Annotated in this window: 8 protein-coding genes; 6 read left to right on the top strand and 2 right to left on the bottom strand. The window is 66.1% G+C overall.

The annotated features are described in order from the left end of the window. Nucleotides 1-54: 54 nt before the first annotated feature. A complete protein-coding gene (ampR, locus tag H7A87_RS14720; protein ID WP_119127659.1) occupies nucleotides 55-927 on the top strand; it encodes a LysR family transcriptional regulator AmpR in 873 nt (290 codons plus the stop codon). Between the two features lie 304 nt (nucleotides 928-1,231). On the opposite strand, the gene H7A87_RS14725 is transcribed toward ampR, so the two are convergent. Beyond that, nucleotides 1,232-3,148: an ABC-F family ATP-binding cassette domain-containing protein gene (locus H7A87_RS14725; RefSeq protein WP_119127657.1), complete on the bottom strand. Its 1,917-nt coding sequence runs from the start codon at nucleotides 3,146-3,148 to the stop codon at nucleotides 1,232-1,234. Between the two features lie 176 nt (nucleotides 3,149-3,324). Here H7A87_RS14725 and H7A87_RS14730 point away from each other — a divergent pair, with 176 nt between their 5' ends. From H7A87_RS14730 to H7A87_RS20930, 5 genes are all read left to right on the top strand, one after another. Further along, nucleotides 3,325-5,709 (top strand): TonB-dependent receptor, encoded by a 2,385-nt coding sequence (locus H7A87_RS14730; protein ID WP_119127655.1) that lies wholly within the window; start codon nucleotides 3,325-3,327, stop codon nucleotides 5,707-5,709. A gap of 232 nt (nucleotides 5,710-5,941) precedes the next feature. Continuing rightward, the gene (locus H7A87_RS14735) at nucleotides 5,942-6,367 is read left to right on the top strand and encodes a VOC family protein (RefSeq protein ID WP_164739746.1); all 426 of its coding nucleotides are present in this window, start codon (nucleotides 5,942-5,944) and stop codon (nucleotides 6,365-6,367) included. A gap of 274 nt (nucleotides 6,368-6,641) precedes the next feature. After that, nucleotides 6,642-9,029 carry a TonB-dependent receptor gene (locus H7A87_RS14740; RefSeq protein ID WP_104650241.1) on the top strand — a complete coding sequence of 796 codons (2,388 nt, stop codon included), beginning with the start codon at nucleotides 6,642-6,644 and terminating at the stop codon, nucleotides 9,027-9,029. 312 nt (nucleotides 9,030-9,341) lie between these two features. Further along, complete coding sequence (locus tag H7A87_RS14745; protein WP_119127654.1) at nucleotides 9,342-11,741, top strand: TonB-dependent receptor; 2,400 nt, start codon at nucleotides 9,342-9,344, stop codon at nucleotides 11,739-11,741. A 21-nt stretch (nucleotides 11,742-11,762) separates the two neighbouring features. Next, nucleotides 11,763-11,897, top strand: a complete 135-nt coding sequence (locus H7A87_RS20930) for a hypothetical protein (protein ID WP_255437892.1) — start codon at nucleotides 11,763-11,765, stop codon at nucleotides 11,895-11,897. A gap of 104 nt (nucleotides 11,898-12,001) precedes the next feature. Here H7A87_RS20930 and H7A87_RS14750 read toward each other — a convergent pair whose 3' ends face one another. Then, entirely contained in the window at nucleotides 12,002-13,195 is a 1,194-nt protein-coding gene (locus tag H7A87_RS14750) for a cytochrome P450 (protein WP_119127652.1), read from the bottom strand. Nucleotides 13,196-13,409 lie beyond the last annotated feature (214 nt).

Below are 13,409 nucleotides of genomic sequence, written 5' to 3' on the forward strand. Positions count from 1 at the left end.
GCCGGAGTATCGCGATGTTTCGATCCCTGGCATGAATTGAACTAATCTCTGCGCATGCCTCGCCCTCGCCTCCCGCTCAACGCCTTGCGCGCCTTCGAGGCCGCCGCACGCCACCAGAACCTGACCCGTGCGGCGAGCGAGCTGTGCGTCAGCCAGGCCGCACTCAGCCACCAGATCAAGGCGCTGGAGCAACAGCTGGGCAGCAGCCTGTTCCATCGGCTACCGCGCGGGGTGGCACTCACCGACGAGGGCGCGGCGCTGGCGCCGGTGCTGGCCGAGGCCTTCGATCGCATTGCCGCCACCCTGGAGCGCTTTGCCGATGGCCGCTATCGCGAGGTGCTCAGCGTCGGCGTGGTGGGCACCTTCGCCACTGGCTGGCTGCTGCCGCGCGTGGATGCCTTTCATGCGGCGCATCCGGAGATCGAGCTGCGCCTGTCGACTCACAACAACCGCGTCGACCTGGCCGGCGAAGGCCTGGATCTGGCGATCCGGTTTGGTGATGGCGACTGGCAGGGGCAGATTGCCGAGGCGTTGATGGAGGCGCCGTTCGCGCCGGTGTGTGCGCCGACCATGGCACGTGGGTTGCGCACGCCGACAGATCTGGTGCAGCTGCCGTTATTGCGATCGTACCGTCTGGATGAGTGGCCGCAGTGGTTTCGTGCCGCGGGTGTGGCCGAAGTCGCCGCACGCGGGGCGATGTTCGATTCCTCGTTGACCCTGGCCAGCGCCGCGGCGGCCGGTATCGGCGTGGCGTTACTGCCGCTGCCGATGTTTCGCCAGGACCTGGATGCCGGGCGCCTGGTGTGCCCGTTTCCGATCCAGATCGACGCTGGACGTTATTGGCTGACGCGGCTGCGCTCGCGGGCGGAGAGCGAGGCTGGGCGGAGGTTTCTTGCGTGGTTGTTGGTGGAGCAAACGCCGGGGTGAGGTTGGATGCACCCCCGTGGTGATGGCCTGCGTGCACGCGACACAGCCTTTCTCGTGAGATGGCTGCGCCGCACCTCACCCAGCCCTTCCATCGAGATGGCTGTCTTCCGTCGTGTCGTACCCTCACCCCAACCCCTCTCCCGCAGGGAGAGGGGCTTAATCACCAGAGCGGCGGCTTGCTCCCTTCTTCCGCTGGGAGAAGGTGGTGCGTAGCGCCGGATGAGGGCACGGGCGCGAAGCCTACTTCCATCACCTTCGCCCTCCATGCACCAGCGATCAACAGGCACCATCACCGCGACCGCTGCTACACCCCCTCGATCAGCTCCATCCACGCCGCTTCCGCAGCCACCAGTTGCTGTGCGGTGGCCTCGCGGTCGCGGCCCAGCACCGCCATCTTCTCGCTGTCGGCATAGTTGCCCGGGTTGGCGAGCTCGCGGTCCAGCGCCGCCAACGCCGCTTCCAGTTCGCCGACGCGCTTTTCGGCGCTGGCCAGCTTGTGCGGGTTGACGGCCTTCTTCGGCGGCAGCGGCTTGGTCGGCGGTGGCGGTGTCGGCGCCACTTCGGCCATCTTCTGCTTGGTGCCCTGGGCGGCCGGGCGGCTGCGCAGCCAGGCGGCGTATTCGTCCAGATCGCCAGCGAACGGTTCGACCACGCCATCGGCCACGCGCCAGAAACTGTCGCAGACCAGGCCGATCAGATGGCGGTCATGCGAGACCATCACGATGGCGCCTTCGAAGTCGCTCAGCGCTTCGGCCAGCGCTTCGCGCATTTCCAGGTCCAGATGGTTGGTCGGTTCGTCCAGCAGCAGCACGTTCGGCTGCTGCCAGGCGATCAGCGCCAGCGCCAGACGCGCGCGCTCGCCGCCGGAGAACCCATCCACCACTTCGAAGGCGCGGTCGCCGGCGAAATTCCATTTGCCCAGGAAGTCGCGAAATGCCTGGTTGGCGCCATCCGGCGACAGCTCGCGGAAGTGATCCATCGGCGACTGCCCCTCGTGCAGCGACTCCACCGTGTGCTGGGCGAAGTAGCCGATCCGCAGGTCCGGATGCGCACTGCGCTCGCCCGACAGCGGCGCAAGCTCGCCCACCAACGTCTTCACCAGCGTGGACTTACCCGCACCATTGGGCCCCAGCAACCCGATCCGGTCACCCGCCTCCAGCCCGAACCCGACATCGTGCAACACGGTAATCGCATCGCTGGACCCCAGCTTTTGCGATTCCCCATTCCCGATTCCCGGCTCCCGCGGCGCAGCCGCATACCCGCAAGCCGCATGATTCAACCGGATCAGCGAAAACGGCAGCCGATTGGGCTGGGCGAACTGGATGCGGAACTCGCGCTCGGCGCGGACCGCTTCGGTGCCGGCCATCTTGGCCAGGCGCTTCATGCGGCTCTGCGCCTGGGTGGCCTTGCTGGCCTGCGCCTTGAAGCGGTCGATGAAACTCTGCAGATGCGCGCGCTCGGCCTGTTCCTTGTCGTGGGCGATCTGCTGCTGGCGCAGGTGCTCGATGCGCTGGCGCTCGAAATCGGTGTAGCCGCCGACGTACAGCTTGGCGGTGCCGCCGTGCAGGTGCAGGGTGTGGGTGGCCACGTTGTCGAGAAACTCGCGGTCATGCGAAATCAGCAGCAAGGTGCCCGGGTACTTGAGCAGCCATTGCTCCAGCCACAGCACCGCGTCCATGTCCAGGTGGTTGGTCGGTTCGTCCAGCAGCAGCAGGTCGCTGGGCATCATCAGCGCGCGCGCCAGGTTCAGGCGCACGCGCCAGCCGCCGGAGAACGAGGACACCGCGCGGTGATGGGTGTCGGCCGGGAAGCCCAGGCCGTGCAGCAGCTTGCCGGCGCGCGCCTCGGCATCGTAGGCGCCGAGTTCGGCCATCTTCTGGTGCGCATTGGCCACCGCTTCCCAGTCCTCGCGCGCGGTGGCCGCGGCCTCTTCCTGCAGGATCGCGGAGACCTCGATGTCGCCGCCCAGCACGAACGACAGCGCCGGATCGGGCAGCGACGGGGTTTCCTGCGAGACGCTGGCGGTGCGCACCTTGCCGGGCAGGTCGACATCGCCCTTGTCCGCCTCCAGCTCGCCCTTGACCGCGGCGAACAGGCTCGACTTGCCGGTGCCATTACGGCCCACCACACCGACGCGGTAGCCGGCATGCATGGTCAGGTCGACGTTGGACAACAGCAGACGCTCGCCGCGTCGCATGGAGAAGTTGCGCAGGGAAATCATTGATGGACAGTCCGATAGAACGAAAAGGAATGAGCAGATGAGCAGCACTCCTGCGACGCCATTCTAGCGTTAACGAATAATTAGCGCCTTCGGGCTGGCCGTCGTTCCTTCGCGTCGCCGCGACCAGACCCCGCCCAGCCTTGCTGGTCCTGCCTGGACCCCCGTTCGGAGTTGTCATGAATTACCCGCTGTCCTCGCTCGCAACCGCCGTGGTTGCGGCGCTGCTCGCCTCCCCCGCCTTTGCCCAGAGCGCCACGCCGGCCAGCGCGCCCGCCAACACGCTGGACACCGTCATCGTCACCGGTACCCGGGTGTCCGACCGGACCGTGGCCGAGTCGCAATCGCCGATCGACATCATCAGCGCCGAGTCGCTGCAGGCCACCGGCACCTCGGAGCTGGCCACCGCACTGGCCCGCGCGCTGCCGTCGCTGAACTTTCCGCGCCCGGCGCTGAGCGACGGCACCAGCGCGATCCGCCCCGCACAGCTGCGCGGCCTGTCGCCGGACCAGGTGCTGGTGCTGGTCAACGGCAAGCGCCGCCACACCTCCTCGCTGCTCAACCTCAACGGCACCATCGGCCGTGGCGCCGCGGCGGTGGATCTGAACACCATTCCGGTGGCGGCGATCGCGCGCGTGGAAGTGCTGCGCGACGGCGCCTCAGCACAATACGGCTCCGATGCCATTGCCGGTGTGGTCAACATCGTGCTCAAGGGCGCGGAGAAGGGCGGCAGCCTGCAGGCCGGCTTCGGCCAGTACTCGGCCGGCGACGGCAGCAACTACGAGCTGTCCGGCGACACCGGCGTGGCGTACGGCAACGAGCGCGGCTGGCTGCATGTGGCCGCCCAGCTCAACCAGCAGGACCCCACCGACCGTGCGCGCGGCTATGCCGGCGCCCCCAGCGCCTCGCAGCCGGCGGTGGGCCAGAAGGCGTTCAAGATCGGCGACCCGGACGTCAACGCGCAGGCGGTGTCGGCCAATACCGAGTTCGCCTTCAGCGACAGCATCACCGGTTACGCCTTTGCCACCGCCAGCAACCGCGACATCACCTCGTTCGCGTTCTTCCGCGCGCCGGGCAGCACCCAGAACATCCTGTCGGTCTATCCGCAGGGCTTCCTGCCGGAAATCCAGACCTACGCCAAGGACCGCTCGCTGGTGGCCGGCGTACGCGGGTCCACGGCCAGCGGTTGGGACTGGGATGCCAGCTACAACTACGGCTACAACAAGATCGATTTCCACACCCGCAACACGCTCAACGTGAGCCTGGGGCCGACCTCGCCCACCTCCTTCTACGATGGCGCGCTGGAGACCACGCAGAACATCGTCAACCTGGACGTCAAGCGCGGCTTCGACTGGGGCCTGGCGTATCCGGTGACGGTGGCCTTCGGCGCCGAATACCGCAACGAGAAGTGGAACCAGTCGCCGGGCGAAGTGGGCTCGTATTTCCAGGCCGGCACGCTGGCCGGTGGCGCGCAGGGTTTCGGCGGGTTTGCGCCGAGCGTGTCCGGGCAGTATTCGCGTGACAGCTACGCGCTGTATGCGGATCTGGAAGCCGATTTCACCGACAAGTTCTCCGCCGGCCTGGCCGGCCGCTACGAAGACTTCAACGATTTCGGCAGCCAGGCCTCGGGCAAGTTGTCCGGCCGCTATGCGTTCACCGACAGGGTCGCGCTGCGCGGCACGGTGGCGTCGGGCTTCCGCGCGCCGTCGCTGGCGCAGCAGTATTTCCAGTCCACCAGCACCACCTTCCTGGCCGGCAATCCGAACCCGTTCGAGATCCGCACCTTCCCGGCCGACAGCACCGTCGCGCGTGCGCTGGGGTCCGAGCCGCTGGATGCCGAGACCTCGCTGTCCTACAGCCTGGGCCTGGTGCTGCAGCCGACCGATGCGCTCTACCTCACCGTGGATGCGTACCAGATCGACGTGGACGACCGCATCGTGCTGTCGTCCAACCTCACCGGCACCGGCGTGCGCAACCTGCTCGAAGCGCAGGGCATCTTCGGCATCAACGGCGGGCGCTACTTCACCAACGCGGTGGACACGCGCACGCGCGGTGTGGACGTGGTCGGCAGCTACCGCTGGCAGCTGGCCGCCAGCAGCGTGGACCTGACCGCCGGCTACAACTATTCGGAGACCGAGGTGCGCAGTGTCGCGGCCAATCCGGCCGCGTTGTCGGCCAACGGGCTGAGCCTGGAGCGCATCGACCGCACCGAACGCGGCCGCATCGAAGAAGGCTTCCCGCGCGACAAGTTCCTGGTCAACGGCAGTTGGAACCTGGAGCACTGGACGCTGGCACTGGGTGCCACGCGCTATGGCAAGTACAGCACGCGTCCGGCAGCGGCGATCAACGACCAGACCTTCGGCGCCAAGTGGGTGGTGGATGCCTCGGCCAGCTACAAGATCGATCGCTGGACGCTGACCCTGGGTGCGGACAACCTGCTGGACGAATACCCGGACGAGAACAATTTCGCCAACTCCACCAGCGGGCAGTTCCCGTACAGCAATCTGTCGCCGTTCGGCTTCAATGGTGCCTACGTGTACGGCCGCATCAACTATCGCTGGTAACCTGGCGGCCTAGCCTGCGGTGTTGCCCGGCATTTAGTGCCCAGGCGCGCTGCACGATTGCATCCTGACGCTCGACCACACGCCCCGGCTTGCCCGGGGCGTGTGCGTTTTTGCCCGGTGTGCTTGCGGCGTTCCTGATGCATGCCATCCGCATGCGGGCATCGATGCGCCGTGAAGAACCACCGGCGGCCGCAGTGGTATCAACGCGCTTCACCTTGATGGAGTACCCGCCATGGACGCAGCGCAACTCTCACGCGGCCGTCTGATCGACCACCTGCATCTGGTCGTCCACGACCTGGCGGCGAGCCGACGTTTCTACCAGGCCGTGCTCGATGTGCTGGGCATTCCGATCGGTGGCGAAGGCGAGGGATTTTTCTGGGCCGACGAGCTGTTCGTGTCCGATCGCCACACGGTGGCGCAAGGCGTACTCACCGGCCGCCACCATCTGGCCTTCCAGGCGCACGATGTCGCCATGGTGCATGCGTTCCATCAGGCCGCCCTCGCCCACGGCGGCCGCGACAACGGCGCACCAGGCGTGCGCCCGTATCACCCGAGTTATTACGCAGCGTTTGCCCTGGATCCAGATGGCAACAACATCGAAGCGGTGTTCCATGGTCCTGCGCAACGCAGCGCCGATGCGGTGCAAATCACGTTCTGATGCAGAAGTTTCATAACTGCTATCGATGTCCATGATGGTGCAAAAAAACCCGTGCAGCAGCAGGTCGGGTGCAAGCGACGCATCACTCTGGTGCAAGCTGGCAACGTTTTCATAAGCATATTTGCGATGACGGTTGCAAGCGCAACATAACCAAAATTTGACATGCGATTATGCGTGGTCAATGGTTGGAAACGCACCGCAGCTGCCGCAACGGACGCGGCCCGGGAAGGGGGCCCCTGCGATGCATCCGTTCCCCACTCGGAGTTGTCACCGCATGAATTGCAAGACCAGTCCACTCGCAGTTGCCGTTGTTCTTGCACTGTCGTTTTCCGCTTCAAGCGCAGTCGCGCAGTCACAAGCTCCCACCCAGAAAACCCTCGATACCCTGATCGTGACCGGCACGCGCGTGGCCGATCGCACAGTGGCCGAATCGGCATCGCCGATCGACATCATCTCGCCGCAGGCGCTGGAATCGACCGGCACCACCGAGCTGGCGACCGCGCTGTCACGCGCGATCCCCTCGTTGAATTTCCCCCGCCCGGCCATCTCCGACGGCTCGGATGCAGTGCGCCCGGCGCAGCTGCGCGGCCTGTCACCCGACCAGGTGCTGGTGCTGGTCAACGGCAAGCGCTACCACAGCACCGCGTTGATCAACCTCAACGACACCCAGGGCCGTGGTTCGTCGCCGGCCGACCTCAATACCATTCCGATCGCTGCGGTGGAGCGCATCGAAGTGCTGCGCGACGGCGCGTCGGCGCAGTACGGCTCCGACGCCATCGCCGGCGTGATCAACATCGTGCTCAAGGGCAGCGGCGAAGGCGGCAGCGTCAATGGCCGCTACGGCAAGTACAGCGCCGGCGACGGCGAGCAGTATCAATTGTCCGGCGATGCCGGTTTCAGCTTCGCCGGCACCGGCAAGGTGCACCTGGCCGCGCAGGCCGGGCACTCGGACCAGACCAACCGCGCACTGCCCTTCCAGGGCCGCGTGGAGCAGCGTTACGGCGACCCGGACATCGACCAGGGCGCCATCTCGTTCAATGGCGAATACAGCCCCACCGATTACCTGACCTTCTACTCGTTCGGCATGGTCAGCCGCCGCGAGGTGCTGTCCAACGGCTACTTCCGCTTTGCCGGCGACAACCGCAACCGCCCGGAAATCTACCCGGACGGCTTCCTGCCGCAGATCTACAACGTCAGCAAGGACGTGTCGTGGGTCGGTGGCTTGAAGACCTCCACCGAAGGCGGCCTGAACATCGATCTGAGCTACAACTACGGCCAGAACAATCTCACCTTCGATGTACGCAACAGCTTGAACAACAGCCTGGGGCTGGCCAGCCCGACCAACTTCCATGCCGGCACGCTGGAAGTGACCCAGAACGTGCTCAATGCCGACTTCACCAAGACCCTGGACTGGGGCCTGGCGTATCCGGTCACCCTGGCCTTCGGTGCGGAATGGCGCGGCGAGAAGTTCAACCAGTCGCCCGGCGATGCGGCGTCCTCGGCCAACGGTGGCATTCCCTCGGCCAATGGCGCGTTGATCCCGGGCGCACAGGTGTTCCCGGGCTTCAAGCTCTCCGACGCCGGCTACTACAACCGCAACAGCCACTCGGCCTATGTGGACCTGGAAGCGGATCTGACCGACAAGTTCTCCGCCGGTCTGGCCGGGCGCTACGAGAAGTACAGCGACTTCGGCGATACCGCCACCGGCAAGCTGTCGCTGCGCTATGCGTTCACCGACAAGATCGCAGTGCGTGCCACCGCCTCCACCGGTTTCCGCGCGCCGTCGTTGCAGCAACAGAACTTCCAGTCGATCGCCACCCAGTTCCTCAACGTGGCCCAGCCCAACGGCACGGTCACCGCGATCCCGTTCGAGATCGGCACCTTCCGTACCGACAACCCGGCCGCCATTGCACTGGGCGCCGAGCCGTTGAAGGCCGAGGAATCCAAGAACTACGGGCTTGGCGTGGTGCTGCAGCCGATCGAAAACCTGTACATCACGGTCGATGCGTATCGCATCGAGATCGATGACCGCATCGTGCTGTCGGAAAACCTCACCTCCAATGCGGCGCGCAACTACCTGCAGGCCAATGGCTTCCCGGGCATCGGTGGCGGGCGCTACTTCACCAACGCGGTGGACACCAAGACCCAGGGCGTGGATGCGGTCGGCACCTATCGCTGGAACCTGGACGGCGGCAGCGCGGAGCTGACCTCCGGCTACAACTACAACAAGACCGACGTGGAACGGATCGCCGACAACCCGGCAGCGCTGGAAGCGATCGATCCGGGCGCGGTGCGCATCGGCCGCGCCGAACTGGGCCGCATCACCGAAGGCACGCCGCGCGACAAGTTCTTCCTGGGCGGCACCTGGTCGCCGGGCAACTGGTCGTTCACCGGCACCGCCACGCGCTGGGGCGAGTTCAGCACCTTCGGCACCAACGCCGGCAGCGACCAGACCTATGCGGCCAAGTGGACGCTGGACCTGGCCGCGTCCTACAAGTTGAACGACTGGAACTTCACCATCGGCGGCGACAACGTGCTCAACGAATATCCCGACCGCCAGGAAGCCGGCCTGGGCACGCGCACCTACCTGCCGTACAGCAGCGCCTCGCCGTTCGGTTTCAACGGCGCGCTGGTGTATGCCAACGTGAGCTACAAGTGGTAAATCGCCACGTTCCGGTCGGCAACGACCGGCACCTCGATCGCCGCGCCCCACGTCGCTGAGACCAGGCGGCACGCCCGCAGCATCGCTCGCCCTTTCCGATTGTCGCGACAGGGCGAGTTCCCCCTCATTTCGCAAGGATGCGCCACGCAGCAGACGCTGCGTCGCAGTCCGTTGTCCTTGCCGTGCCCGCCATCCCGCCAGCGCACACGCGCTGCGTGCAGGCGACACGGATCACGCAGTCCGCCGTCCTCTTCCCCCGCACCACACGCAGCGCAGTGCTGCGTCCATCATCCCCCTTGAGTCTCCATTCCCATGCACACCTCCAACGCACTCTCGCTTGCGATCTCGGTCGCGCTCACCGTCTGTACGTTTGCCGCCAGTGCGCAATCGCAGCCTGCCCAGCCGCAGAAAACCCTGGATACGCTGATCGTCACCGGCACGCGCGTCAGCGACCGCACCGTGGCCGAATCCGAATCGCCGATCGACATCATCACCGAGCAGTCGCTGCAGGCCACCGGCGCGACCGACATCGCCACCGCGCTGGGCAAGCTGCTGCCCTCGCTGAACTTCCCGCGCCCGGCGATCTCCGACGGCAACGATGCCGCGCGGCCGGCCACGCTGCGCGGGCTGTCGCCGGATGCGGTGCTGGTGCTGGTCGACGGCAAGCGCTATCACACCTCCTCGCTGATCAACTACAACCCCTACGTCGGGCGCGGTTCGGCGCCGGCCGATCTGAACTCGCTGCCGATGTCGGCCATCGCGCGCATCGAGGTGCTGCGCGACGGCGCCTCGGCCCAGTACGGCTCCGATGCCATCGCCGGCGTGGTCAATATCGTGCTCAAGCATGGCGCCGATACCGGCAGCAATAGCGTGTCGATCAATGGCGGCATCATGGACAAGGGCGATGGCGAGCAGAACGGCATCGACGGCTCGGTCGGCCTGCCCTTCGGCGGCAGCGGCGGCGATACCGCTCCGGGCTGGGTGCGGCTGTCCTGGAACTACCAGAACACCATGAGCACCAACCGCGGCGAAAACACCAACCGCGCCACCACCGTGCCGGGCACGCCCAACCCGGGCGGTGTGCCCTACCAGCGCCACGGCGACCCGGCCTCCACGTTCTACCAGGGGCTGGCCGCCTTCGGCTATGCGTTCTCGCCGAACCTGGAGCTGTACGGCCACCTCAGCATGAGCCGGCGCGAAGTCACCTCCAACGGTTACTACCGCGCAGCTGAAAACACCGCGCGCAACGTGCAGGCGATCTACCCGAACGGCTTCCTGCCGCAGATCTACAATCCCACCAATGACCGCTCGGCGGTGCTGGGCCTGAAGGGCAGCACCGAGAGCGACTGGAATTGGGACATGTCGGCCACCTACGGCAAGAACGACATGAACTTCAACATCCTCAACAGCATCAATACCAACCTGTACTACACCACCGGCAGCTCGCCGACCAACTTCAATTCCGGCGGCTTCGAAACCGAACAGGGCACGATCAACCTGGACGTCAACAAGTCCTTCGACTGGGGCCTGGCGTATCCGGTCAATGTGGCCTTCGGCGCCGAGCATCGCCAGGACCGCTACCAGATCACCGCCGGCTCGCCGGCGTCGTACTTCTTCGATCCCAACACCATCAATCCCGACGACGGTGCCCCATATCCGGGCGGCGCCCAGGTGTTCTCCGGGCTTGAGCCGTCGGTGGCCGGCAAGTTCGGCCGCCACAGCAACGCGGTCTACGCCAACCTGGAAGCGGACATCACCGACAAGCTGTCCGGCGGCATCGCCGGGCGTTACGAAAACTACAGCGACGCCGGCTCCACGCGCTCGGGCAAGCTATCGGCGCGCTACGCCTTCAGCGATACCTTCTCGCTGCGCGGCACCATCTCCAACGGCTTCCGCGCGCCGTCGCTGGCCCAGCAGAACTATGCCTCGGTGGTGACCTTGATCCAGAACGGCGAGCTGGTGCAGGTCGGCACCTACCGCACCTCCGACCCGGTCGCGGTGGCGCTGGGCGCCGGCCCGCTGAGCCCGGAGAAGTCCACCAACTACGGCCTGGGCGGCGTGTGGCAGCCGACGGCCAACTTCACCTCCAGCCTGGACGTCTACCAGATCCGCATCTGGGACCAGATCCTGTACTCGGACCAGCTGCAGCTGGCGCAGCCGATCGGCCAGGTGGCCGCGGTGCAGTTCTTCGTCAACGGCGCCACCAGCCGCACCCGTGGCGTGGACTGGATCAACAGCTATCTCGCCGACCTGGGCAGCTACGGCAAGCTCAACCTCAGTGCCAGTGCCAACTACAACAAGACCACGATCCTGGAACTGTCCAACCCCAACTTCGGGCGGGCCAGCCAGGGCCTGCTCACCGATGCCACCCCGCGTACCAAGTACATGGCCGCGGCAGACTGGACGCTGGGCGGCTTTGCGCTGAACTTCAACGCCACCCGCTACGGATCGATCAAGCGCATCAGCGACCCGGCCGATGGCAGCCAGGACCAGACCTACGATGCGCGCTGGCTGTTGAACCTGGCCGCCAGCCAGACCTGGAACGCGTTCACCTTCACCGTGGGCGCGGACAACCTCACCAACCAGTACCCGACCAAGGCGCAGCTGACCACCGGCTACGACGACCGCGCCGGCGGCCTGCAGTATTCGTCGCTGTCACCGTTCGGTTTCAACGGGCGTTACTGGTACGGCCGGGTCACCTATCGGTTCTAGGTCGCCACGCTCGATCGCAACGTGCTGATCGAACGTTTCGATCAGCGCATCTCTCACGCAAACACCGCCGATCGCTCGGCGGTGTTTGTCGTTGTGGCCATCGCAACATGCGTGCAGCGGCTGTGCCATCTACCGCAATGGTGTCTGTCCCGTTGAACGCCATAGTGATGGCCCACCGTGCGTCGGCGGGCGTGGTCAACGCGTTGCCGCCATCCGTGCAGCGTGTGGGAGGGTTTGTTGGCTGCTGTGGGCCGGTGACCTCACCAGGAGGCGAGCAGCGCGTCGACACCGCGCAGGTTGGCGCGGTCGTTCCAGCTCAGCGTGTCGCGCTGCTCCAGCCGCAGCGCCGGCAGACGGTCCAGCAGGCAGGCCAGCGCGGCCTCCATCTCGATCAGGGCCAGCCGGTTGCCCAGGCAATGGTGGATGCCGCCGCCGAAGGACAGCGCGCGGCCCTGCTGCCGGCGGATATCCAGCACCTGCGGGTCGGTGAACTGCAGGCTGTCGTGATTGGCCGCGCCCAGCATCAGGTAGAGCATGGCGCCTTGCGGAACCGCCACGCCCTCGATCTCGAACTCCTGCAAGGCCGTGCGCGTTGCGATCTGCACCGAGCTGTCGTAACGCATGCACTCGAGCACTGCATTGGGCAGCAGGCTCGGGGTGTCCTGCAGCAGGCGCAATTGCTGCGGGTGCCGATGCAGGGCGACCAGCGCATTGCAGATCATGTTGGAGGTGGTTTCGTGGCCGGCAAAGAACAGCAGGATCACGTTGGAGACGATCTCCTCATCGCTCAGGCGGCGGCCGTTGTCCTCGGCCTGGATGAAGCGCGTGATCAGATCGTCGCCGCCATCGCTGCGGCGTTGCGCGATCACGTCGTGGAAATACGCTGCCAGCTGGTCGTAGGCAACACTGGTCGCCTGCAGTTCTTCGGCCGTCATCATCGGATCGAAGACCTTTGCCAGGGCACTGGTCGCATGACTCAGCGCGGTGGCATCGGCCGCATCGATGTCCAGCATCCGGCAGATGATGGCGATCGGCAGCGGGAACGCGAACTCGGTCAGCAGATCGCAGTGGCCGTTTGCCTGGAAAGCGTCGATCAACCCGGCGGCGATATCGCCGGCCACCTGGCGCATGGACTCCATCTGCCGCGCACCGAAGGCCTGTGTCATCAATCCACGCAACTGGGTGTGCAGCGGCGGGTTGAGCAGCAGGAACATGCGGCTCATGCCCTGAAACAGCGGCAGGTGCACCGCCGCCCCGCCGTAACGCAACCGAATGCTTTGCAGGTAATCGCGGCCGAGCCGGCGATCGCCGAGCAGCCGATCGACCACCGCGTAGCGGCCGGACATCAGCCGCCCGTCCGCCACCTGCACCAGCGGCCCTTCGTCACGCAGCCGTGCGTAGGTCGGATAGGGATCGTGCCGGAATTGGGGTGTTGCGAAATCGCTGAGATGCATGGCCTGGCTCGTAGGGCATCGCCCGCAACAGGGGCGATGAGGGCGTGGGCCTGCCGGACAACGCAGGCACTCCACTGGGGGCTCCGATTGTCGGCCGCCACCGCGCAGCGGCCTTGCGCAGGGGCGAAGCGGTGTCGTCTATGTTGAATCGGCGTGCCGGGCATGCGCCGTGCATCGCAGCCTGCGCCAGCGCGCGCAGGGCGCCATGCGCGCG

Source organism: Xanthomonas sp. CPBF 426 (genome assembly GCF_903989465.1).
GTDB lineage: Bacteria > Pseudomonadota > Gammaproteobacteria > Xanthomonadales > Xanthomonadaceae > Xanthomonas > Xanthomonas euroxanthea.

Coding starts and splice junctions, on each gene's coding strand:
- H7A87_RS14745 (WP_119127654.1), top strand. CDS start 9,342: ATGCACACCTCCAACGCACTCTCGCTTGCGATCTCGGTCGCGCTCACC.
- H7A87_RS14725 (WP_119127657.1), bottom strand. CDS start 3,148: ATGATTTCCCTGCGCAACTTCTCCATGCGACGCGGCGAGCGTCTGCTG.
- H7A87_RS14730 (WP_119127655.1), top strand. CDS start 3,325: ATGAATTACCCGCTGTCCTCGCTCGCAACCGCCGTGGTTGCGGCGCTG.
- H7A87_RS14740 (WP_104650241.1), top strand. CDS start 6,642: ATGAATTGCAAGACCAGTCCACTCGCAGTTGCCGTTGTTCTTGCACTG.
- ampR (WP_119127659.1), top strand. CDS start 55: ATGCCTCGCCCTCGCCTCCCGCTCAACGCCTTGCGCGCCTTCGAGGCC.
- H7A87_RS14750 (WP_119127652.1), bottom strand. CDS start 13,195: ATGCATCTCAGCGATTTCGCAACACCCCAATTCCGGCACGATCCCTAT.
- H7A87_RS14735 (WP_164739746.1), top strand. CDS start 5,942: ATGGACGCAGCGCAACTCTCACGCGGCCGTCTGATCGACCACCTGCAT.